Raw genomic sequence first — 22423 nt, forward strand, 5'->3', positions numbered from 1 at the left:
TTTGTATTTAGGGGTTCACCATAGATTACATTTTCAGATATCTGTCAATATCAGCGGCGGCTTTTCTTCCTCCGGCGATGCATTTCACTACGAGGCTGGCACCTGTTGCAGTATCACCGGCAAGAAATGCATTGGCAGGTAGTTCGGGTATTTCAGGTTTCAGGAAGCCCATTGCTAATAAAACCATATCCGCTTGGATGACTTCTTTCTTTCCGGTTGGCTTCATTGTGGGCCGCCCACCTTCGGGCGAAGGGATCCATTCTACTTCTTCCACTTCCACACCACAAACTTGCCCGTTCTTCCCGATGAACTTGTTGGATGCCAAACTCCAGCGGCGCACGCATCCTTCCTCGTGGCTGCTACTGGTTTTTAATACAATAGGCCATTGGGGCCATGGCGTTGCAGGGTTGTATCCAACTGGAGGTTTGGGCATGATCTCTATTTGTGTCACGCTTGCCGCGCCTTGCCGGTTACTTGTACCGATGCAGTCGCTTCCGGTGTCTCCGCCTCCAATGACCAAAACATGCTTGCCTTTGGCATTGATGCGTTCTTCCTTGCTAAAAGTTTGTCCGGCAAGTATTCGATTCTGTTGTGCTAACATCTGCATTGCGAAGTAAATGCCTTTCAGATTTCGTCCGGGAATATTCAAATCGCGTGCTTGCGGCGTTCCGGTACAGATGCAATATGCATCGAAATTTTCGGGCAACTTCTTCACATCGATTTCGGTATTGGGCTTGAAGAGGATACCTTCTTCTTCCATCAGTTTGATGCGTCGGTCAATGATGTTCTTGCCTAATTTGAAGTTCGGAATGCCGAAACGCAACAAACCGCCGATGTATTCTGATTTTTCGAATACGGTCACTTCGTATCCTTTTTTGTTCAGTTGGTTGGCTGCGGCAAGTCCGGCAGGACCCGATCCGATGACTGCTACTCGTTTCCCGTTGCGTTTGTATTGTTTTGGTTTGATGTAACCTTCGCGGAAAGCGGCTTCGATAACGGCTGCTTCATCTTCGCGGATAGTTACCGGAGCATCCATGCTCAGTTTCAGTACGCAACTCTTTTCGCATAGTGCCGGGCAGATGCGTCCGGTAAATTCCGGAAAATCGTTGGTTCGGCTTAAAATACGATAGGCTTCTTCCCATTTGCCTTTATACATCGCATCTTGAAATTCGGGTGGACGATTGCCCAACGGGCATGCCCAATGGCAGAAAGGTACGCCGCAATCCATACAGCGTGAGGCTTGTAATTTGCGGTCACTTGTATTTAGAGTCTGTTCCACTTCGCTGAAGTCGCAGATGCGTTCGTGTACCGGACGATATCCGGCTTCCTGACGTGGTATTGTTAAGAATGCTTTAGGATTTCCCATAATAAATGACGAATTAAGAATGAGGAATGAAGAATCAAGAGTGGGGAATGAAGCGAGTGTTGCGTTTGCTCATTCTTCATTCTTAGTTCTTCATTCTTGATTTGAATGTTAGTAGTCTCTCTGTACTTCGGCAATCTTTTGCTGAAGTTTGCGCATCTGCTCTTCGGCAAGCACTTTCTTGTATTCAATCGGAGTTACTTGAATGAATTCATCGATGTACTTATTCCAATTATCAAGCATTGTGCGAGCCAATTGTGAGCCGGTATATAGGTAGTGCTGGCGGATGAGTTCATGTACTTCTTTCCGGGCAGTGGCATCTTCGAGCAACGAGAGTTCCACCATTTCCATATTGCAGAAGTAATCGAAGTTATGGTTCTTATCCCATACGTAAGCTACGCCTCCGCTCATACCAGCAGCAAAGTTACGTCCGGTTTCTCCTAATACGACTACCCGTCCACCAGTCATATACTCACAACAATGGTCACCTACTCCTTCCACTACGGCTATTGCTCCAGAGTTACGCACGGCAAACCGTTCTCCCGCCCGTCCGTTGATATAGACTTCTCCGCTTGTGGCACCATATAATAAGGTATTGCCTACGATAGTGTTTCGTTCGGCATCGAAATCGCTTCGTACAGGAGGTTGTACCGAGATATGTCCACCGCTCAAGCCCTTGCCTAAATAGTCGTTGGCTTCTCCTTCCAACTTGAAATTGATGCCTCGTGTGAGGAAAGCACCGAAGCTTTGTCCGGCAGAACCTTTGAACTTGATATGAATGGTTTGGGCTGGCAAGCCTTTTTGACCGTATTTCAGAGCCACGGCACCCGAAAGCATTGCACCTACCGAACGGTCGGTGTTGGCAATGGCGTATTCTAACGAAATCTCTTTCTTGCTTTCCAATGCCTCATGGGCAGCTGCAAGTATCGTCCGGTCCAATACTTTGTCAATCTCGTGTTTTTGCTCTGTTACATTATGTAGGGCTGCACCATTGTCTACTTGATGCAACATCCGGCTGAAGTCAAGCAGGGATTCTTTGCTTCCAGCTGCACAGGGTTTGATGGTTATCAGGTCGGTACGTCCTACGATGTCATCCAAATGCTTGAAGCCCATTTCAGCGAGGTATTCACGCACTTCTTGTGCCATAAAGCGGAAGAAGTTGACCACGTATTCGTAACGTCCGCGGAAATGTTTTCGTAATTCGGGGTCTTGTGTGGCTACACCGACTGGACACGTGTTGGTGTGGCACTTGCGCATCATCACACATCCCAATACAATCAATACTGCCGTTCCGAATCCGAACTCTTCCGCGCCCAAAAGTGCCATACTGATGATGTCACGTCCTGTTTTTAATTGACCGTCGGTTTGTAGGCGCACTTGTCCACGCAGACCGTTTAATACCAAGGTCTGTTGCGTTTCGCTCAGTCCGATTTCGGGTGGAATACCTGCATAGCGCATCGAGGAAGCAGGCGAAGCGCCCGTACCACCTTCGGCACCCGAGATGACAATCAGGTCGGCTTTGGCTTTCGCCACACCAGCGGCGATAGTGCCGATACCACTTTCTGCCACTAGCTTCACGCTGATTTTGGCTTTTGGGTTAACATTCTTTAAGTCAAAAATAAGCTGTGCCAAGTCTTCTATCGAATAGATATCGTGATGAGGTGGAGGTGAAATCAGTGAGATACCCGGTATAGAGTGGCGTGTGCGAGCGATAATGTCGTTTACCTTGAAGCCTGGAAGCTGACCTCCTTCTCCCGGCTTGGCTCCTTGTGCCACCTTGATTTGTATCTCTTCGGCGTTTACCAAGTATTCGGCAGTCACTCCAAAACGTCCTGATGCAACTTGCTTGGTTTTGCTGCAAAGCGAGATACCTTCGTAAGTTTCATGGAAACGTGTGGAATCTTCACCACCTTCTCCCGTATTGCTTCGTGTGTCTAATTTGTTCATTGCGAGGGTCAACGCTTCGTGTGCTTCCTTGCTGATAGCACCGAACGACATAGCCCCGGTCACAAAGTGCTTTACGATGGCTTCTATCGGCTCAACCTCTTCGATAGGAATCGGGTTCCGTTTGAAGGTGAAGAAGTCACGCAGGAAAATGGGATGTGGCTTTTTGTCTACCGTGTGGGTATATTCCTTGAACTTAGAATAGCTTCCCAAACGGGTGGCTAGTTGCAACGTGCTGATGGTTTCAGGATTCCAAGCGTGCTTTTCCCCGTCTTTGCGGTAAGAAAATTGACCGATGTATGGTAAGAGCGGTTCTATTTCATCGGGTACGAATCCATTATCGTGAAAGGCGATGTAGTCTTTCGCAATTTCTTCCAAACGGATGCCTCCGATGGAGGAAGTCGTTGTACCGAAATAAGCTTTCAGTAATTCCTCGCTCAGACCTATCGATTCGAATATTTTAGCACCGCGATACGAACGGATGGTACTGATACCCATCTTGCTCATCACTTTATACAATCCTTTACAAATAGCTTTGATGTAGTTCTTTTCGGCGGTTTCGTAATTCATTTGGATATCATTCCGCTTTACTAAACTGTCTAATACGGCGAATGCCATATAGGGGTTGAAGGCACTGGCACCGTATCCCAATAATAGGGCAGCGTGCATCACTTCGCGTATTTCTCCACTTTCTACGATAAGTGCGGTCTGTACCCGCTTCTGCACTCCGATAAGGTGATGGTGTACGGCACTCACGGCAAGCAGGGATGGAATAGCGGCGTGTTTCTTGTCGATATCCCTGTCTGAAAGGATGATGTAGTTCACTCCGTCATCTACTGATTGCTCTGCTTGTTTGCACAGGGAAGAAAGTGCTTCCTGCAATCCAGCTTTGCCTTTGCTTACCTCGAAAAGTGTAGCTAATTTTACGGTCTTAAATCCTTTGTAACGGATGTTGCAGAGAATGTCCAGTTCGGTGTTGGTTAGTATCGGATGTGGAAGGCGAACCATTTTACAATGGCTTTCGTTGGGAAGCAGGATATTGGTGCCTACAGCTCCGATGTATTCTGTGAGCGACATTACCAACTCTTCACGGATAGGGTCGATGGCGGGGTTGGTCACTTGCGCAAACTGCTGGCGAAAATAATTGAACAATAGTTGCGGCATATCACTCAATACGGCAAGTGGCGTATCGTTTCCCATTGATGCGGTTGGTTCGGCACCATTGGTGCACATGGGTGTCAATGTGCGTTCAATGTCTTCGCGAGTGAAGCCGAATGCACGAAGTTTACGTTCAAAATCGTCTACAGTGTTTTCCACCTTTCTTCCGCTCTTCAAGGTGTTTAGTTCGATGCGGTTGGTCGAAAGCCATTGGCGATAGGGTTTTGCCGAGGCAAGTTGCTCTTTTAGTTCGCCGTCGTAGTAGATTTTGCCTTCCTGTGTGTCGATGAGCAATATTTTTCCAGGCTGGAGCCGTCCTTTCTCCTTGATGGTTTCCGGTTCGAAGCTGATAACCCCCGCTTCGCTTGCTACCACCATCATGTCGTTCTTTGTGATAAGGTAGCGTGCCGGACGTAATCCGTTGCGGTCGAGCATACCTCCAGCATACCGTCCGTCACTGAAAAGTAATGCCGCCGGTCCGTCCCACGGTTCCATCAGGATAGAGTGGTATTCGTAAAAAGCTTTTAGGTCTTCACTGATAGGATTTTTGTCGTTGAACGATTCAGGTACTAACATTGCCATGGCGTGTGGTAGGCTCAGTCCCGACATTACGAAGAACTCTAATACATTGTCTAATGAAGCACTGTCACTCATACCCGGTTGGATGATGGGACGGATGTCTTTTACATTGCCTAACGTGGGAGTGGATAATACACTTTCACGCGCTTCCATCCAGCCTCGGTTGCCTCGAATGGTATTGATTTCACCGTTATGTGCTAAGAGGCGGAACGGTTGCGCTAAGCTCCACGTAGGGAAGGTATTGGTGCTGAACCGTGAATGCACAATAGCGAGACCACTGGTGAAATAAGGCTGGGTCAGGTCCTGAAAATATTCGCGCACTTGTACTGATGAGAGCATCCCTTTGTAGACGATGTTCTTGCTCGACAAGGACACAATGTAGAAGTCTTTGTGTTGTATGCGTTTTTCTATCTTCTTACGTATAATATATAAGGTGCGTTCCAGATTGTCTGTATCAGTGGTACCGGTAATGAACACTTGTTTGATGGCTGGCTCGGTTTCTTGTGCGCTTTTGCCTAAAATATCGCTGTTCACCGGCACGCTACGCAAGTGCATCAAGGTCAGCCCTTCGCGTTCGATTTCTTCCAACATCACGCTTAATATTTGCGCCTGTTCTTTCTCGTTTTTGGGAAGGAATACCAGCCCGGTTCCGTACTTTCCTTTCTCCGGTACGGGGATGCCTTGCAGTAAGATAAATTCGTGAGGAATCTGTACCATAATACCGGCACCGTCTCCCGTCTTGTTGTCCGCACCTTCTGCCCCTCGGTGTTTCATGTTTTCCAATACCTTAAGTGCCGAGTCCACCAAATCATGCGACTTGTTGCCGTGAATATCGACAATCATTCCCACACCGCAAGCATCGTGCTCGTAGGCAGCATCGTAAAGTCCCGTTTGTTGTACATTTGTAGCTGCGCTGCTTCTCATTCTGATAAAAGTTTCCTCTTTCATTGGTGTTTGCTTTCTTTTTATCGTTGTTTAGTTGTTTGTATCTATCTATTTGATTGCAAAGATAAGATGTATGCAAACATTATGTGCAAAGGAATACCTATTTTGTTTCAAAAAAGATAAAGCATAATCTGTGTAACTTGCAATCTTTCTTAAATTCATGTGTAATATATTTGTAATTGTAAGTAAAATTGACACTTTTATTATAAAATAAAAGTTGTCTTGGTTGAAAAAGAGAAGATTCTTGGTAGTTGGTTGTTTGTTATTTGAGTTGTTCTTTTCAGAGTGTTTTTCTTTGCAGTAAGTTTTATCATTATTGATTTGGAAGGAGATTGTTACTTTTTCATTAAAGTAGATAAGTTAAAGATGTAAAACATGTCTCATATTTAGAATATGCGTGTGTAAGAAATCAATAGTTATTATTTATATTCGTCAATGAGATTAAATTTAAAAGAAAAGCCTTATGAAACATTTCTTATACTACCTGATTGCGTTAGCCGTATGCTTGCCGTCCGCTTCATGCAGCGATGCGTTTGTGGAATTGCCGTATGCATACGATGAAATCAGTTACAGACGTGGTTACGACCTTGATATTCCTTTGGACACCGTGGTTTATATTGAGAGCCAAACCGAATTCGACCTGCTTTTTGCTGAGGAAGATACGAAACCCGAGGCAAACATACCCTTCTCAGATGGTGTATTGGCGATAGTGAAAGGGATTTCCGGTAGCGGAATAACCGATGTGCAGAAAGAGCTGCTCCAGTCGGGCGACCGCTACCGCCTTTCTGTCCGAATATATCAGAATATGACAAGCGTTGTAGAGACCTGGTATGTCGCCTACGTCATTCCGAAAGAATATGTAGGCAAGATTGATTTGGATATAGAATACATTGAATAGGCTATGCGCTTCTGTGTCTTCGCGTTGAAAATGGTAAGACCGCATCACATCCCAAACCGCGATGTATCCACTTCTTTCGCTTCCTGCTTCTTATACCCGCCGAACCGATAGCTGAACGAGACGGTGAGGCTGCGCTCGTAGTTCTTTACCCGCATATCGAAGTGCTGGGTGCCGTTGCGCGACTCGATGTTGAGGCGGTTCATCCCGTTGAAGAGGTCGGTTCCCTTTGCTTGAATCATCGCCTTGCCATTGGCGAAGGTATAGCGCAGGGCGGCATCCACATAACCCACGGCACCGATGCTGTAACTGCCTTGCACGCTGCCTGTCTGACCGAAGGCGGACACTTCCAGGCGGATGTCGGGCTTGCGGCTCAGGGTGAAGGTGTTCGTCCATTGCCCGATGCCTGCCCAACGCTTGTGGTCGAAAGGTGCGTCGAAGTAATCGCTCGCCTTGTCGTGTTTCAGCTGGGCATTCAGCATCAGCTGGCTGTCCCACCACGTTCCTGCTTTGAAAGGGATGACGGCAGTGAAGGTCAGCAGCTTGATGAAATCCCAGTTCTGGTAATTGTACACGGCATGCAATTCGTGCGAATCGAGGTAAGTCATCTGCATAAAATAGTCGGGCACGTAGCTGTAGTCCGCTTGCAGGATGTATTTGTTCTTCCAGATGTACGTCAGCGTGGCGGTATAGTCGCTGTACGGGCGCAGGTTGGTGTTGCCCACCGAGGTCTGATACCCGTTCAGGTAGCTTACGCTTCCGCTCAGCGTCCAATAGTCGGGATAAGTCTTGTCCGAGCTGAACGACAACTGGAAGATGTGCGAGGGCGAAGGGATGTAGTTCAGCGAGAGGGTGGGATAGACCGCCCATTTCCGGTAGTCTGCCATTCGGTAATACTCCACCGCCGCCGATGCGCTGAGGTTCCATTGCGGACTGAATGCCTTGTCGAAGCCCGCATAGACGTTATAGGTATATTCGTCGATGCGACTTTCGGTATTCTCACCGCTCATTTCGGGCTGGTCGTATCGCTGCGAATTGCGGTCATCGACGTAGGCGAACGAAGTTCCGTAGTTCAGCGTCCAGTCTTTCGCGAGCGAATGGCTTTGGTCGGCATACACTTTCCAGCGGTCGATTCGCTGGTGCGAGTCGCTCCGGAAGGCGGAAGGCTCGGATTCGGTGTCAGTGAAGTCCTGCGTGTTTTCGTCCTTATAATAGGTATAGTCGACTCCCGCGCTCAGCCCGAATCCGGCGGTATAGTTCAGCGAGGCATTGTGCAGCTGTATGTCGCTCCGCTTGTCATTGTGCGAGTTTGTGACGTTGCCCCATGCGTCCATTACCGATTTTCCGTCAGGCTTCAGGCTGCCCATGTAGCTGAGGCTGAGGCGGTCGTCTGCCGTAGGCTTATACGTGGTGCCGAGGCGGAAGGTATGGGTAAGGCTTCGTCCCCAGCCATTGTCGGGCAGGCGGATGTCGTGCGTCTCGCCATCCACGGTATGCAGGGCGCGGAAATCCATGCCCTGACGGTAATAGCGGTCCTTGAGGTTGTACATCGCGTCCACATCCCAGCGTTCCGAGAGCCAAGCCAACGTGACTCCTCCGCTTCCGCCTGCCTCGTCCTTCTGCACGTAATTGCCGTTTACTTCGCCTTGCAGCCCGCTTTCGCCCACTTTGTAGCCCTTCACTACGAGATTGATAGCCGCCCCACGCACGTGGTACTGCGGAGGCGCACTATACATCACTTCCGCCCGCTCCACGCGCGAGGCAGGCATCGCTTTTAAGAGAGATACCATTTGTTCGTATGTCAGCGACGAAGGCTTGCCGTTCAGGATGAGGCTCACGGCTCCCGTGCCCGCCAAGGTGAGCGTGCCATTTTGTTCCATGACGCCGGGCAGCCGGAGCACCGCTTCGTAGGCATTGGTCACAAGGCGGCTGGCTGCGAGTTGTGCCACGTCATACGTCAGCCGGCTGCCCTCCATTTTCACCAAGGGCCGTTCGCCCCTCACCGTCACTTCGCCCAACGCATAGTCTTTTGGCGTAAGCACGAGTGTCCCCGCGTTCGCACCGCTTCCCTCGCGGACGAGCGTTTGATAGATAAGGTGTTGCACGACGAGGCGGTACCTTTCGGGGCACTGCCCGAAGCGGAACACGCCCAAGCTGTCCGTCAGCGTCGCATCGATATAAGTCGAGTCGGCGGCTTGCAGCACCACGGTAGCGGCTTCTACTGCCTGCTGCTTCATATCAGTTACTTTTCCTGTCAAAGTCTGTGCGGCGAGCGTCCCTGCGCCCAGCCCACACATCAGTAAGAAGATAAATGCTTTCATATCCGTCTTTATTGTTTTAATTGATGCCGCAAATGTAATCGTCCGACCCCGCACCGGTGGTTAACGCAACGTTAACGGAACGTTAATAAGGGGAATGCTGGATTGTTTATCATTAAATCAGTGCAAGTTACGGTGAAAAATAGTATCTTTGTACGAATCTTTAAAAGAAAAAACTTATGGAAGCAACAACCTTAACCCCTACGCAGCAACATTTGCTGAAACTTTTCTCGTTCGATAACAGCGAAGCCTACGCACGCGAGATACAAGAAGTGCTGACCCGCCATTTCCAAGCAAAGCTCGACCAAGAGTCCGATCGGCTTTGGGATGAAGGCATACTCAATCAGCAACGTCTTGACGAACTGCGGAAAGAAGACCTGCACATAAAACAGTGAACGTATGGCACGGTTAGTACTCGACACCAACAGCCTTATCCAGTGCATCGCACGTCGAAGCCATTACCACGCAATATGGCTTTCCCTGCTTGACGGGCGCAACAGCCTCTGCGTGTCGAACGAAATACTGGAAGAGTATGAAGAAATTCTGGAACGGAAAGCAAGCCACACCTTTGCTATGCTTGCTATCAATGTAATCATAAACAATCCGTACACGGTTTTTATTACTCCTTATTATCATTTCAATCTGATAACCGTCGATTTTGACGATAACAAGTTTGTAGATTGTGCGGTGGCAGGAAATGCCAAATTCATTGTGACCGAAGACCATCACTACGACATCTTGCAAAAGATTGATTTCCCCAAAGTGGAAATCATCAAGCTGGATGAGATGATGTGCAGAATCTGATCCGGCGTTACGGAACAGACCTCGAAAAACGTGCAAAACGTCCGCCGACCCCTCGCCGCATACCTTCCGACACCCCGAAAATCCCCGGCGAGGGGTCGCCGCGCATTTTCCGACACTCCGAAAGTCTCCGGCGAGGGGGCGCCGCGCGTTTTCCGACACTCCGAAGGCCTCCGGCGAGGGGTCGCCGCACATTTTTTACCTCCCGGAAGGTGGTTTTTCGGAAAATAAAACTATCTTTGGGGGTGATTCAATAAACCCGAATGTCAAATTCAACCTATTTCCGACAATGAAAACAATCGTAAAAATCAAAGAATTCGGCATCACAAAACTTAACAACGCCGAATATCAACTTCTCGACCCGCGTGCTCTGTGGTGAAAACCAATCTGCTTATGAAAGAGATAAGACACTTGCGCTGGATAGCCCTCATCGCCCTGCTGGCGATAGCGGAGCTGCAATACGTGTGGCTGGCGAACAGCTACCGGCTGGCTGAAGAGAGCTTGCGGATGAAGGCGGACGAGGTGTTCCGCGACGCTTCGCTGGAAGAGATGTTCCACCGGATGGAATCGTATAAAAAAGAACGGTTTGGCAAAGCAGACACGACATTCTCGCTGAAGTTTGAGGTGGATACGACGTATGCCGAGGTGGGCGGAGGCGCAAACCGGTGGCTGATGGCAAACATCCATACCGCCATGCAGGATTACATTTACACGGAAATACACTTGGACGTATCGCTCCATGCGCTCGACTCGATTTATGCCCATCTGCTCGATTCGGTCGGCATCCGCGCCGAGGTAGCTTCATGCATCGTTGATTCTACGGGTCGGGTGCTACGTGCTTCAGAGGGGAAAGGGCTGCGTCCCGGAGGCATCCTGAAGACCGACCCGCTGATGCTCGACTTCGAGGAAGCGAGGTTTGTGCAGGGCGTCATTACCAATCCCTATTGGGTCATCGCGCGGCAGATGATATTAGTATTAGTAGCTACGGTGCTGATTATCGTAGTGTTGGTGGGATGCATCGCTTGGCAGATGCGCATCATCCTGCGGCAGGACAAGACAGCAAAGATACGCGAGGATTTCTCGTATGCCATGATACACGACATGAAGACGCCCCTCAGCTCTATCGTAATGGGGACGCGCATCCTCGAAACAGGACGCCTCGACGACCAGCCGGAGAAGCGGGCGAAGTATTTCCGCATCTTGCGCGAAGAGGGAGAGCACCTCATCAGCCTGACCAATAAGGTGCTGACCCTCGCCAAGTTAGAGAACAACCAACTGAAGCTCACGCGGACGGAATGTGCCCTGCATCCGATGCTGGAAGACCTTGCCGAGAAATATCGGGCAAAGTCAGAGAAGCCAATCAGCTTTGTATGGCATTTGGACGCGGAGACGGTATATGCCGATGAGGAGTTCCTGCGCGAGGCGTTGAGCAACCTGATAGATAATGCCGTGAAGTATTCGGGCGAAGAGGTGACTATTGCTTTTGCATCTCAAAAGCATCCCGATGGGAGCGTATCTGTTTCGGTGCGCGACGACGGTTGGGGCATCCCGCTGAAAGACCAGGCAAAGATATTTGAGAAATATGAACGTGCCTCGGCGGCAAGCCGGAGCCGCAAGGGAGGTCCGTCGGGCTTCGGCTTAGGGCTGAACTACGTGCTCCGCATCGTAGAGGCGCACGGCGGCACAGTGAAGTTAGAGAGTATCGAAGGCGAGTATAGCGAGTTTACACTGGTGTTGCCGTGTCTCACCACAGATTGCACAGATTAGAAAAATTAATTAGTTAAATCTGTGTAATCTGTGGTGAAAAACAGAAAGGAGGAACAAATGACGAGACTGTTATTAGTAGAAGACGATGCCAACCTTTGCTACATCATCCGTGGCGGGCTGGAAGACATGATAGGCGGCTACGAGATACAGACAGCTGCCGACGGCGAGGAAGGCTTGCGGATTTGGAAAACGTGGAAGCCCGATGTGATTGTGTCCGACATCGAGATGCCCGTAATGGACGGGTATGAAATGGTGCACCGCATCCGCGAGACGGACGACCGGACGCCTATCCTCTTCACTTCGGGCAGGGTATCGCCCAAAGACGTGGTGAAGGGGTACGAATTGGGGGTGAACAATTACATCAAGAAACCTTTCTTGTCCGAAGAATTGCACGCGCATATCACCGCCTTGCTCAAGATGACGCAAGGCAGACAGGCAGAACCGCACGAAGCGGTCTTCGCGATAGGCAAGCTGTACACGTTTAATGCCGACCGCTCTACCTTATCGAAAGAAAGCGGGGACATGGAAACGCTTACCGTCCGTGAGGCGGATTTGCTCCGCCTGCTCTGCGAGAGCAAGGGAAAGGTGGTGCGCCGTGAGGTCATTCTTTCGCGCCTGTGGAACACAGAAGACGATTATTTCGCTTCGCGCAGCCTGGATGTCTTTGTGTCGCGCTTGCGCAAACTGCTTTCGGCAGACGAGAGTGTGCAGCTAAAGACGGTGAAAGGCGTAGGGCTTCAGTTGGTGGACTGAGTTGGTTTTTCACCACAGATTACACAGATTTTGATAATTAATTTTCTAATCTGTGTAATCCGTGGTGAACCTTTATTTCATGCTGGCTACGAAGTCAGCGATAATCCGGTAGAGCCGTTGCAAGTCGGTTTCTTCTCCGCACGCCGTTTCCAGCGGGCAATATCCGGTCTGCTGGCGGTTGATGATGTGGGGCACTTCTTTATCGAACGAAAGCTTCACACTGTATTGCTCAAATAACCTACGGGCGGGAGTACTGACCACATCGGTATAGACTTCCGCCATTCCGCCCAATATCATCAGGGCAGCGGCTCCTTTGCCTACTACCTTATCGGCTATCACGGCGCCCTGCATGAAAGCGGGGTCATTATTATATAAGGTATACAGGTCGGCTACTCCGCGTTGCGTAAAAGTACGTGTCTCGCCCTGATTGGCAATGACGCACGAGAAGCCTCCTTCGTGAAGGAGGGAGATGAGATGGTTCATTACAATGTTTCTTGTTTCAGTTTCTCTACGTATTGGTCGATGCGCTGCATTTCGCGCGGGATGTCGATGTATTGCGGGCAGTGTGGATTGCATTGCTCGCATCCGATGCAATGGGATGCTTGACGCAGCTTCGGCACACTGCGGTCGTATCCTATCAGGAAGGCGCGGCGGGCTTTGGCGTAATTAGGGTCGAGCTTGCTTTGCGGCATGTTGCCTTCGTTCACGCATTTGTTGTAATGGAGCAATACGCCCGGAATGTCGATGCCGTAGGGGCAAGGCATACAGTACTGGCAGTTGTTGCACGGAATGGTGGGGTACTTGAGCATCAGGTCGGCGGTATCGAGCAAGAATTGCCATTCTTCGTCGGTGAGCGGTTTCAATGGTGAATACGTGCGGATATTGTCTTGCAGATGCTCCATGTAGGTCATGCCGCTCAGTACGGTAAGTATCATAGGCTTCGTACCGGCAAAACGGAACGCCCACGAGGCGACACTGCCTTCGGGATTGCGTGTCTTCAGACGGGCTACGATGTGTTCGGGCACTTTCGACAAACGTCCTCCTTGCAACGGTTCCATGATGACCATCGGGATGTTCCGCTTGGCAATCTCTTCGTACAGGTAGTCGGCATTGACATTGCCGCGGGTGGCGTGCAGCCAGTCGGAGTAGTTCAACTGGATTTGGATGAAGTCCCAGTGCACTTGTTCGTGGTATGCCAATATCTTGTCGAATTCTTCCTTGCTTCCGTGGAACGACCAGCCGAGGTGGCGGATGCGTCCAGCCTCACGTTCCTTTACCAGATAGTCGAGCAGTCCGTTGTCGATAAAACGGGTCTGGAAACTCCGCTTGCCTGTGTTTCCTAACGAATGGAGCAGGTAGTAGTCGATGTAATCCACTTGCAGCTTCTTCATCGAGTCGTGATACATCTGCACGCTCGATTCGAAATCCGAACGGTCGAAGTTCGACATTTTGGTGGCAACGAGGAATTTTTCTCTCGGATGGCGTTTCAGGGCGATGCCCGTAGAGGTTTCCGACCATCCTTGCACATACACGGGAGCCGTATCGAAGTAATTCACTCCGTGTTCGATGGCATAGTCAATCAGGCGGTTCACCTGTTCCTGGTCGATGACATTCCCTCCCTTTTCGGGTGCGGGAAGCGTAGGCCAGCGCATACATCCATAGCCCAAGATAGACACTTGGTCTTTCGAAGGCGGAAAGTTGCGGTAAGTCATTTTGCCGGTTGGCACAGGACCTTCGGCAGCAGTCTCGGTTGATTCTTTGGGGGAGCATCCCGACAAGGCTACGGCAGTACCGGCGGTGCTGATGCCGACTATCTTCAGGAAGTCCCTGCGGTTCATGCGGTTATCTTGTTTATCCATAATTGCAAATGTGATTTGTAGTTAATAATTAATAGTGAACAATGAACAACGGCGAGTGTTTCTACCTGTCACTTTAACTATTAATTATTCATTATTAATTAAATAATTCGGTGTACTTCGTGTCCTTCCACGTAGATGGCACTGAGCGGACGAGACGGACATAAGTTTTCGCACGCTCCACACCCGATGCATTTCTCCGTATCTACCGCCGGAATCTTCAGCGATTCAGGATTGGACGGGTCGGAAGGTATCATCGTAATGGCTCCTGTAGGACAATGACGTGCACAGTTGCCGCACGCTTGTCCGTCGGTGAGTGGCACGCAGCGTTCTTTCACCCATACGGCATGACCAATCTGAATGGCAGACTTTTCTGCCTTGTCTATCAAGTGAATGGCATCAGTGGGACATACTTCCGCACATTTCGTACATTCGGGACGACAATAGCCACGTTCGTACGACATCATGGGCTGCATGAATGTATCGAGCGAAGCGGAAGGACGGAGCACTTCATTGGGGCAAACTGATACGCAAAGCTGGCAGGCAGTGCAGTGTTGTTGCATATTGCGTGCGCTTTGCGAGCCCGGAGGAGTAATCGGAGTCTGACGCTTTGGCGCTTGCTTGTCGATGATGTCGGCCAGTCCTCCGTCCAGTTTGATGATTTCGGCTTTCTTCACCGCTTGTGCCTTGGCGGCAGAGGCAAGAAGCAATAAGGAACCTGCTAACACTTCGCGCCGTCCTTTGTCCTTGGGTTGCGAAGCATCGGAGTGTGCCGGAGCGGCTTCTTCCTTTTTCCCGTAGGCGAAACGGTAATGGATGGCATCGTGCTTGCAATGTTTGAGGCAATCAAAGCAGGTCACGCACCGGCTGTGGTCGACGGCGGTATTCGGAATGTCAATGCATGCCGCTTTGCAATGGCGTGCGCACAGGTTGCATTTCTTGCATTTCTCTTTATCGATTTCGATGCGGAACAATGAGAACTTAGAAATGAATCCCAATACGGTACCTACGGGACAAATGGTATTGCAATATGTCCGCCCGTTCCGCCATGCCAATACACCTATTATTATAAAGGTAAGCACAGCGATGAGGAACGTAGGAAGGCTTTTCAGCCACACTTCGGTTTCATAGAAAGCATAGCTGTCGGCACGTTCCGCAAAATAAGCTAACAGATTGTTCCCCCATTGGTAAATGGGAGCGAACAGGTTGTTGGCGATTCTTCCATAGGCACTATAAGGGGCAATCAGCGCGGCTATTGAGGTCAGCCCGCCGAGTGTCAGTGCTACGAACACCACCAACACGCTATACCGCAATACGTTTTTCGCTTTCGAATAGGTATAAGGAAGTTTCTTCTTCACCCGTCCTATCCGCGCCGCGATGTCCTGAAAGACACCTAATGGGCAAATGACGGAACAATAAATGCGTCCGCACACAAAAGTAAGTACTACAAGAAAGAGGATAATGCCGGCATTAAGTGTCAATACAGCCGGCAAGAATTGAATCTTAGCCATCCATTCGAACCATGCATGCAGTGTTCCGGTAAAGTCGAGGAACAAGAGCGTGATTATGCAAAAGAAAAGGAAAGCTATTATTTGTCTGATTTTTTGCAACATGATCATACGTTTTAGGTTATTTCAAGTCACAAAATTAGAAGAAAATGCTCGTTATGATACTCGGCGAATACCAAAACTTTCTTAACAGCTGCAATTTATATCGGGTCTAAGTAGGGCGTGGTGAAAACATCATCTTTGTTCGTATTCCAAGCAAGCCATGATGAAAGGACCGATGGCTTTGCCTTCGTTGTTCACGATAGTCACGTCTTTCCCGCATAAGTAATAGTCGGGCGTGCCGTCGCGCGACGGGTCTTTTGCAGGACCTAAGCCAGCCGAACGGCAACTTTGGTTCAGGTTTATCGTTCCGTCTTCGTTGGTTGTGACGAAGGTTTTCAGCAAGCCTTGGTAGGCTTTTTCAGCCGTTTCTTTGTAGCTTTCGGGCAAGATGCCGAGGCGGATTCCTTTCAGATAAGCGTAGGTGAACATGCTCGAAGCCGAAGATTCCAAATAATTGGCGATGCCGCATTTGCTTACGAAGGAATCATCGTATTGCAACAACTGGTACCATGCGCCGCTCTCTTTGTCCTGCCAGCGTGCCAATCCTTTGGCTACGGTATTGACAATCGTCTTCAGTTCTTGATAATCGGGATGCGATTGGGGCATCACTTCCAATACATCGACCAATGCCGCAAAATACCAGCCCATGCCTCGTCCCCAAAATTCTTTCGAACAGCCCTTGTGCGGTTCAGCCTTATTTGCCCAAAACGAATTGGCGTCTTCGGGATTGGCAGACCAGGCGTGATAATAAAGTTGCTTGTCGCTATCGTACGTATGGCGGGCAACGGTCTTGAACTGATGAGCGATGTCGGTCCATGCCTGTGTGTTGTCGGGGTCGAAATTGGCTTGCCATTCGGCGTAGAAAGCGGCTCCCATGTAGAGCCCGTCCAGCCACATCTGCTCCGGATAGATGTCTTTATGGAAGAAACAACCCTTGGCATCACCGCTTTGGATGCGCGAATAGTCGTTCACCAAGTAGTTGCGGAGCCAGTCGGCAGCCGTCTTGTAGCGGTCTGCATTGTGCGTGCCGTTCTTTTCGTCGAGTGCTTTTTCGTGCCGGTAGAGGGCGAAAAGCACTTTGCCCGAATTGATGTTGTCGATGTTTCCTTTCTTGAAGTTCTTGAATGTGCCGTCGGGATTAATGGCATTGTCGGCATAATCCTTTGCCCATTGGTAATACTCGGCGGTCCAATCGGCGTATTGGTATTGTTCACAAAGATTCAGGAGCGATTTGGCTACCAGTCCGTTCACGTAGTCCCACGATTTCCCGTGCGTCCATTGCTTGCCTTGCGATTCCGCCATTTTTTGCGAATAGCGTGTCTGTGCGTTTACGGTAAGAGATGCTAACAGGAGACATACAGTCCATACGAATGTTTTCATGGCTCGATGTTTTTAGGAGTTTGGTGATAAAAACAAAAAAGACTGATTGAATTTTCATCAACCAGTCTTTCGGTAGAGGTTCCTGGCGGATTCGAACCGCCGTGCACGGTTTTGCAGACCGCTGACTAAGCCACTCATCCAAGGAACCATTTTAATTATCTAGGCACTTGCTTTCTCAAATGCGTTGCAAAGGTATGACAATTTTTTGAATCTGCAATACTTTTTGCCGGAATTTTTCATTTTTCTTCCGTTCTTTGCATAAAAGAGTGTGAATATTCGCATTTCACCAATGCTTTGTAGTGGATGCAAGGTGCGTTTTTAAACGCATTAGGGTGCGTCGGTCTACGCATCCGCATGAGTTGGCCCACGCACCCGCATGTGTCGGGCGATGCAGCCGTATGCATTTTTGTCAATAGAAAAGTGAAGGATTGACACTTTGCGGCTATTCATTAAAAGAAAGGGAACACAACCTGTTTTTGAATGTTTCAAAAGCCAGGTCGTGCTTGGGTCTGATTGCATCAAAATGGGATATATACAGATACCATTATGTCGGAAAAGTGTCCTTTGCGTCCATTGGCTGCTCCTTTGTTGAAATGCTTCAACACATCAAGGCATCCGTATTGGTAGGATAAGGCAAGTTCGCAATGTTTTCCTACACGGTAGCCCACTTTAGCTAAGACGGGCAAATCAAATACGGCTTGCGGGCGTACATAGAGGGTAGGGGCTATACCCAGTCCGAAATAGAACTTTTCGGTGATGTGGTAGTTCCAGCTGGCTGCTACGGATATGGGCATAATAAATTCACTGAATTCTTTTCCTTCTCCGGTATTTGTATAATGATTGTTCGATTCTTGTGAATAAAAAGGAACGTACTTATAGGTGCTCATACCTTGGAATCCCACACGAATGTCAAGGTCAAAGAATGATTTCCGTTCAGGCAGAAACCGGAAACGGTAACCAATCATGCCGTTCCCTTTCAGATTATGGTCATACCGTAATTCATTGGTCGGTGGAATCAGTTGTTTGCTGTCCTGCATGGGAATGCCCAAACCTCCGCCAATTAATATTCCGTGTTCCATTTTCTGCGCAAAGGCGGAAGTGGAGATTATTATGAATAGTAAGAAAATTAGCTTTTTCATAGAATAACTGATAATTTATTATTTATGTAAGTTAGGAGTTGAAATGAACAACTTTACTACCTTTAGATGTGTTTCCAACTCCTGGTTAGTATTATTCATAGAAATATATTTTTCCTAAACCTTTATTGCTTTCAGGTATTTCACTTGACCAAATTTCCATTTGTCCGTCAATGCTGTAATGGGTGTTTGGATATGATGTAGAACTAAAGCGTCCTGAAAATACGTTGACTTTGCCATACGTGTCATATTTTATAGTTACAGGTTTGTCATTCTCGTTCCTGAAAATATTATGTTGCATATCATATATTTCAAGTCCTTTTCCAGATGCTTTAGCTTGGAATTTAAGAGTGATTGTTGCATGATGCTTTTTCCATAATACTTTTTTCTTTTGGCTAAGGTATTCAATATTAATGTATTGATAGTTTATCCTGGTTGTTGCATCTTGTACAAAAGAATAACTCCAAATAGCTCTGACTTTTACATAATCACCGCCAGGGATTTGGTATTTGGTTTCTGCTTTGTTCATACTGTTTGCGTCAGTGGCTTCATTTTTCCCATAGGTTGTAATGCCATTGCCAAATAATTCTTCAGATGTATATTGTGGTGCATATACTATGCTGTCGCCAATCATAAAGAATCCTTCTCTATTGGTAAAGAAGCGTTGAGTAGAATTCTTTATTTTGTAGTTGGCTATGAAATCGGTTTTGTCGTATGGATTAAACAAAAACACATCTTGATATTTCTGTTTGAAATCTTTTATTTGTTGTTCGGGGAATGCTTGGGTTACATCTTGTTCATAATTGTCAACTATAGCTTCTTGTTCTTTATCAGCTTCCGCCATGATTTGTTGTTGGTTAGCAAATCCTAAATAAGCGAACATTGCATTAGCTTCTTGTTCTGGTAAAATACTGATTTTGCTTATTGTTTCATTATAAGTAGAATCATTTTTGAATTGCAGACACAATGTACCGTTGTGTGTTATGACTTGATAGTCTGCGCTATAATTTGAGATTGTTCTGCTTTGAATGTTATTGTTGTTTTCCGGAAGAATGGAATCCATTTCATTGTTGCATGCAGTCATGCATAATGAGCAGATGCTCAATGTTATAAATAAATTTTTCATTAGAATCTTGTTTTGAATAGTTATTATACATGTGTTGATACTCTTTTTTGATGTAATTTAATTGCATTGTTGTTGAAATATAATTTTTTTCTTTTATTTTTGCGTTCACCTCCTTTCTCTTTTAGGTGGTCAGGGCAAGCGCTTCCGGTTTCTTTTAGCGGGGAAATGGAAGTGGCTTGCCTTTACTCATTTACATTATTGTAATTCAATAAAACTGTAAATGGTATTTATACCATCTGTAATGAAGACCATTCCTTTTTCTATATCTAAATCTTTTAAAGGAATCGTGCATAGAGGATTTACTTCTGTTTGGATAGTTTCACTGTATACGATTTTTCCATTTTGGTTTGTAATGATGATGCATACTGAACCTATATCTTTAAAATTTAAATTTAAAGTAGGAATATCATCGTTAATAAAACCTGTAACGGGAATAAATATTTCTTTTTTTATCGTATCCCAACAGCCCTGAAACTTTAGAGGTTTTTCCTTTCCAAATGCAAGAAGAGGAAGTAAACAGAAAAAGATAATGCAAATACGTTTCATTTGTTTTATTATTTTTGATTTCGAATGCAAAGATAATGGGAATGCATTTATTGGTTGGGATGAATTGACAATTTTAGATAAGATACGATAGACTTGATTATCAACGTAATAAAAAATGTAAATAGGATAGGAAATAGGATTTTGATAAGATATACTTTTCTATTAACGTCAATAAATGAGACGTATAAGAGATAATCCTATTGATTGGTCAAAAAATCGTGTAGACTTAAATTCCGGTTATTAATGTTTAATTTCCGTCGTGCGTTTTGGCGGTATTTGTTGATAGTACTTACGGTATAATTTAATAATACGGCTTCTCCGGAAGTTCCTAATTCAAATATAGACAAATAGCATAACTTTTCTTCTTGTTCGTCCAAGAGTGCTTTTTGACAACAAGAGGCAATATGTGGATAGACTGTATTAATCAGTTCATAAATCATTTGCCAATCTTTTTTGGACAAAGGTGATTTAGCCGCATTAGGAATAACTTGCGTGGCTAGTTTTTGTACTCGTTTGATAATGGGAGCCTCTTGAAGGATTTTTTTATGCTTTTCATTCAATTGACAATTTAAGGATTCTATTTCTTTTTGTTTTTGCTGATAGATGATTTGTGTTTGTTGTAATACGGTTTCGATATTGGCTTGTTCTTTTTGTTGTTCTAATAAATGTGCAAGCTTATTCAATTCTTCTTCTTTGTTCAATAAGTTGTTTTTTAAAACTAATATTTCGTTTTTCAACAAAAGAATGTCATTTTTCTTTTGAGATAAAACGAGTGCTTTCCGTTTTAATATCAGTTGATAGATAATCATAATGAAACTGAAACAGAATGTTATAAAGATTAACAAGTATATAGTCTGCTGTCTTTCCTTTTTAAGCTTGTAATTAGTCATAGCAATCTTGGCATGGCTGTATCTTTCTTCTATATCAGCTAACTCTTTTTGATTTTTGTCGCTTTGAAGAGAATCTTTCGTATGTATATAGTGTTCTAAATAGACAAGTGCCTTATTGGTGTGTCCTGTCAATTTTTCTAGTTTGTAGTATAAGTAAAAGCAATCGGTATAAGTGTAATTGGTACGTGCAGACGATTGAGCCTTTTCTAGTTTTTTTTGTGCTTGATCAAAGTCTTTTCTATAAAGACAGAGTTGTGCTAAGGCTAAATAATCAGGAGCGGATTCTTCTTTATCATATTCGATTCCTTTTTTGAAATAGGTTTCAGCAAGATTATAGTTCTCTTTAGCCATATAAATATTACCAAATCCATTGAGGATATCAGCCATATCAGTAGAATCTTTTAATGAGATAAGTAGGGTTTCTGCTTTTTTCATGAAGTTTAAAGCTGCCTCTAAAGAGTCTGTAAGATAACACATTCTACTAGCATCTCTATAAGCAAAAGCTTGACTTCTTATATTTTTTGCTTTTTCAAAATAAGTAGCTGCCGATAGGTATTTTTTTAAGGCTATATTGTAAGATGCTTGATTATTATATAGGTCGCCAATATAACTATTAATGTATCCGGATAAATTATTATTATTTACCGATAAACTTTTGTCTAATGCTTTTAAATAAATATGTAATGCTTTTCCCGTTTCCATTTCTTCTACATATGCTCTGCCTAAGTAAAGCAAGATACGTGCCTGTTCGCTTGTATTTCCTTTACGGTGGTAGTAGCGTGCAGCCCGTTCCAGTTGATGGCTATAGGGGAGGTCGGTATGGAGTGTATCTGCTGTTTGTCCCATCATCATACACCATTGGGCATTTTGCCAGGCATCTAAGTTTTCGGGATATTTGATGCTGTCCAATAATAAATGGGCTTGTTTAGGATGGGTTTGTAACAGGGCATTGGCTTGTTTCAGTATTTGGGTGGAAGCATTATCTCCTTGCTGACAGGATAGGCATCCAGTCAGAACAAAGATGAATGTGATGGCATATATAAGAAAGCGATACATACGATGGAATGTTTGTTCTTCTTTTGGGTTTCGGTACAAAGGTAAGTAAAATCCGGCAAAGTGTGTATTGCATTTTGATAAAAACAATTGTTGCTACATGCAGCGGATTTTCGCCTCGTTTATGGCGTAGAGATGCCTTTATCTTTTCTTGTATTTCCCTTTCGGGCATCCTGCACACCCGCATCCGCATCCATTTTCTCCCGTTTTTTTCTTCTTAAAAAACTTCAGGAAGTGCCGCCCTGCGTAAACAACGCAGAGCAGCACGATGATATAAACAAGGATATCTTGTAGGTTCATAGT

The 22423-nt window shown here is 46.5% G+C and carries 17 protein-coding genes and 1 tRNA gene; 5 read left to right on the forward strand and 13 right to left on the reverse strand.

The annotated features are described in order from the left end of the window. Nucleotides 1-25: 25 nt before the first annotated feature. Complete coding sequence (locus tag B5F91_RS06375) at nt 26-1366, reverse strand: glutamate synthase subunit beta (RefSeq protein WP_087428255.1); 1341 nt, start codon at nt 1364-1366, stop codon at nt 26-28. Between the two features lie 108 nt (nt 1367-1474). Further along, nucleotides 1475-5992: a glutamate synthase large subunit gene (gltB, locus tag B5F91_RS06380; protein ID WP_087428256.1), complete on the reverse strand. Its 4518-nt coding sequence runs from the start codon at nt 5990-5992 to the stop codon at nt 1475-1477. Between the two features lie 460 nt (nt 5993-6452). Between gltB and B5F91_RS06385 the strand changes: the two genes are divergently transcribed. Next, complete coding sequence (locus B5F91_RS06385) at nt 6453-6887, forward strand: hypothetical protein (RefSeq protein WP_087428257.1); 435 nt, start codon at nt 6453-6455, stop codon at nt 6885-6887. A gap of 44 nt (nt 6888-6931) precedes the next feature. On the opposite strand, the gene B5F91_RS06390 is transcribed toward B5F91_RS06385, so the two are convergent. Further along, a complete protein-coding gene (locus B5F91_RS06390; protein ID WP_087428258.1) occupies nt 6932-9205 on the reverse strand; it encodes an outer membrane beta-barrel family protein in 2274 nt (757 codons plus the stop codon). 176 nt (nt 9206-9381) lie between these two features. Between B5F91_RS06390 and B5F91_RS06395 the strand changes: the two genes are divergently transcribed. From B5F91_RS06395 to B5F91_RS06410, 4 genes are all read left to right on the forward strand, one after another. Beyond that, nucleotides 9382-9597 (forward strand): hypothetical protein, encoded by a 216-nt coding sequence (locus B5F91_RS06395; RefSeq protein WP_087428259.1) that lies wholly within the window; start codon nt 9382-9384, stop codon nt 9595-9597. Between the two features lie 4 nt (nt 9598-9601). Then, entirely contained in the window at nt 9602-10006 is a 405-nt protein-coding gene (locus B5F91_RS06400) for a putative toxin-antitoxin system toxin component, PIN family (RefSeq protein ID WP_087428260.1), read from the forward strand. A 390-nt stretch (nt 10007-10396) separates the two neighbouring features. Further along, nucleotides 10397-11770 (forward strand): HAMP domain-containing sensor histidine kinase, encoded by a 1374-nt coding sequence (locus tag B5F91_RS06405; protein WP_087428261.1) that lies wholly within the window; start codon nt 10397-10399, stop codon nt 11768-11770. Nucleotides 11771-11827: 57 nt separating this feature from the next. Further along, the gene (locus B5F91_RS06410) at nt 11828-12523 is read left to right on the forward strand and encodes a response regulator transcription factor (protein WP_087428262.1); all 696 of its coding nucleotides are present in this window, start codon (nt 11828-11830) and stop codon (nt 12521-12523) included. A 72-nt stretch (nt 12524-12595) separates the two neighbouring features. Here the strand turns inward: B5F91_RS06410 and B5F91_RS06415 are convergent, their stop codons facing one another. From B5F91_RS06415 to B5F91_RS06460, 10 genes are all read right to left on the reverse strand, one after another. Then, complete coding sequence (locus B5F91_RS06415) at nt 12596-13006, reverse strand: DUF1893 domain-containing protein (RefSeq protein WP_087428263.1); 411 nt, start codon at nt 13004-13006, stop codon at nt 12596-12598. Next, nucleotides 13006-14382: an aldo/keto reductase gene (locus tag B5F91_RS06420; protein WP_087428264.1), complete on the reverse strand. Its 1377-nt coding sequence runs from the start codon at nt 14380-14382 to the stop codon at nt 13006-13008. The genes B5F91_RS06415 and B5F91_RS06420 overlap by 1 nt, the downstream gene beginning before the upstream one ends. Nucleotides 14383-14480: 98 nt before the next feature. After that, the gene (locus B5F91_RS06425) at nt 14481-15992 is read right to left on the reverse strand and encodes a 4Fe-4S binding protein (RefSeq protein ID WP_087428286.1); all 1512 of its coding nucleotides are present in this window, start codon (nt 15990-15992) and stop codon (nt 14481-14483) included. Between the two features lie 129 nt (nt 15993-16121). Further along, nucleotides 16122-17369, reverse strand: coding sequence for a glycoside hydrolase family 88 protein (locus B5F91_RS06430; protein WP_087428265.1), 1248 nt, complete (start codon nt 17367-17369; stop codon nt 16122-16124). 76 nt (nt 17370-17445) lie between these two features. Continuing rightward, nucleotides 17446-17517: transfer RNA gene (locus B5F91_RS06435), tRNA-Cys, on the reverse strand. Nucleotides 17518-17887: 370 nt separating this feature from the next. Continuing rightward, the gene (locus B5F91_RS06440) at nt 17888-18508 is read right to left on the reverse strand and encodes a hypothetical protein (RefSeq protein ID WP_087428266.1); all 621 of its coding nucleotides are present in this window, start codon (nt 18506-18508) and stop codon (nt 17888-17890) included. A gap of 91 nt (nt 18509-18599) precedes the next feature. Continuing rightward, nucleotides 18600-19631 (reverse strand): DUF4848 domain-containing protein, encoded by a 1032-nt coding sequence (locus B5F91_RS06445; protein WP_087428267.1) that lies wholly within the window; start codon nt 19629-19631, stop codon nt 18600-18602. A 195-nt stretch (nt 19632-19826) separates the two neighbouring features. Then, nucleotides 19827-20177 (reverse strand): DUF3244 domain-containing protein, encoded by a 351-nt coding sequence (locus tag B5F91_RS06450; protein ID WP_087428268.1) that lies wholly within the window; start codon nt 20175-20177, stop codon nt 19827-19829. A gap of 197 nt (nt 20178-20374) precedes the next feature. Then, nucleotides 20375-22123: a hypothetical protein gene (locus tag B5F91_RS06455; protein ID WP_087428269.1), complete on the reverse strand. Its 1749-nt coding sequence runs from the start codon at nt 22121-22123 to the stop codon at nt 20375-20377. A 138-nt stretch (nt 22124-22261) separates the two neighbouring features. After that, nucleotides 22262-22420, reverse strand: a complete 159-nt coding sequence (locus tag B5F91_RS06460) for a FeoB-associated Cys-rich membrane protein (RefSeq protein ID WP_087428270.1) — start codon at nt 22418-22420, stop codon at nt 22262-22264. Nucleotides 22421-22423: the final 3 nt, after the last annotated feature.

Origin of the sequence: Bacteroides sp. An322 (assembly GCF_002161765.1) — a bacterium.
Classification (GTDB): domain Bacteria; phylum Bacteroidota; class Bacteroidia; order Bacteroidales; family Bacteroidaceae; genus Phocaeicola; species Phocaeicola merdavium.

Bases quoted from the DNA above. Each gene is read 5' to 3' on its own strand.
- B5F91_RS06375 (WP_087428255.1), bottom strand. From the start codon at position 1,366: ATGGGAAATCCTAAAGCATTCTTAACAATACCACGTCAGGAAGCCGGA.
- gltB (WP_087428256.1), bottom strand. From the start codon at position 5,992: ATGAAAGAGGAAACTTTTATCAGAATGAGAAGCAGCGCAGCTACAAAT.
- B5F91_RS06385 (WP_087428257.1), top strand. From the start codon at position 6,453: ATGAAACATTTCTTATACTACCTGATTGCGTTAGCCGTATGCTTGCCG.
- B5F91_RS06390 (WP_087428258.1), bottom strand. From the start codon at position 9,205: ATGAAAGCATTTATCTTCTTACTGATGTGTGGGCTGGGCGCAGGGACG.
- B5F91_RS06395 (WP_087428259.1), top strand. From the start codon at position 9,382: ATGGAAGCAACAACCTTAACCCCTACGCAGCAACATTTGCTGAAACTT.
- B5F91_RS06400 (WP_087428260.1), top strand. From the start codon at position 9,602: ATGGCACGGTTAGTACTCGACACCAACAGCCTTATCCAGTGCATCGCA.
- B5F91_RS06405 (WP_087428261.1), top strand. From the start codon at position 10,397: ATGAAAGAGATAAGACACTTGCGCTGGATAGCCCTCATCGCCCTGCTG.
- B5F91_RS06410 (WP_087428262.1), top strand. From the start codon at position 11,828: ATGACGAGACTGTTATTAGTAGAAGACGATGCCAACCTTTGCTACATC.
- B5F91_RS06415 (WP_087428263.1), bottom strand. From the start codon at position 13,006: ATGAACCATCTCATCTCCCTCCTTCACGAAGGAGGCTTCTCGTGCGTC.
- B5F91_RS06420 (WP_087428264.1), bottom strand. From the start codon at position 14,382: ATGGATAAACAAGATAACCGCATGAACCGCAGGGACTTCCTGAAGATA.
- B5F91_RS06425 (WP_087428286.1), bottom strand. From the start codon at position 15,992: ATGTTGCAAAAAATCAGACAAATAATAGCTTTCCTTTTCTTTTGCATA.
- B5F91_RS06430 (WP_087428265.1), bottom strand. From the start codon at position 17,369: ATGAAAACATTCGTATGGACTGTATGTCTCCTGTTAGCATCTCTTACC.
- B5F91_RS06440 (WP_087428266.1), bottom strand. From the start codon at position 18,508: ATGAAAAAGCTAATTTTCTTACTATTCATAATAATCTCCACTTCCGCC.
- B5F91_RS06445 (WP_087428267.1), bottom strand. From the start codon at position 19,631: ATGAAAAATTTATTTATAACATTGAGCATCTGCTCATTATGCATGACT.
- B5F91_RS06450 (WP_087428268.1), bottom strand. From the start codon at position 20,177: ATGAAACGTATTTGCATTATCTTTTTCTGTTTACTTCCTCTTCTTGCA.
- B5F91_RS06455 (WP_087428269.1), bottom strand. From the start codon at position 22,123: ATGTATCGCTTTCTTATATATGCCATCACATTCATCTTTGTTCTGACT.
- B5F91_RS06460 (WP_087428270.1), bottom strand. From the start codon at position 22,420: ATGAACCTACAAGATATCCTTGTTTATATCATCGTGCTGCTCTGCGTT.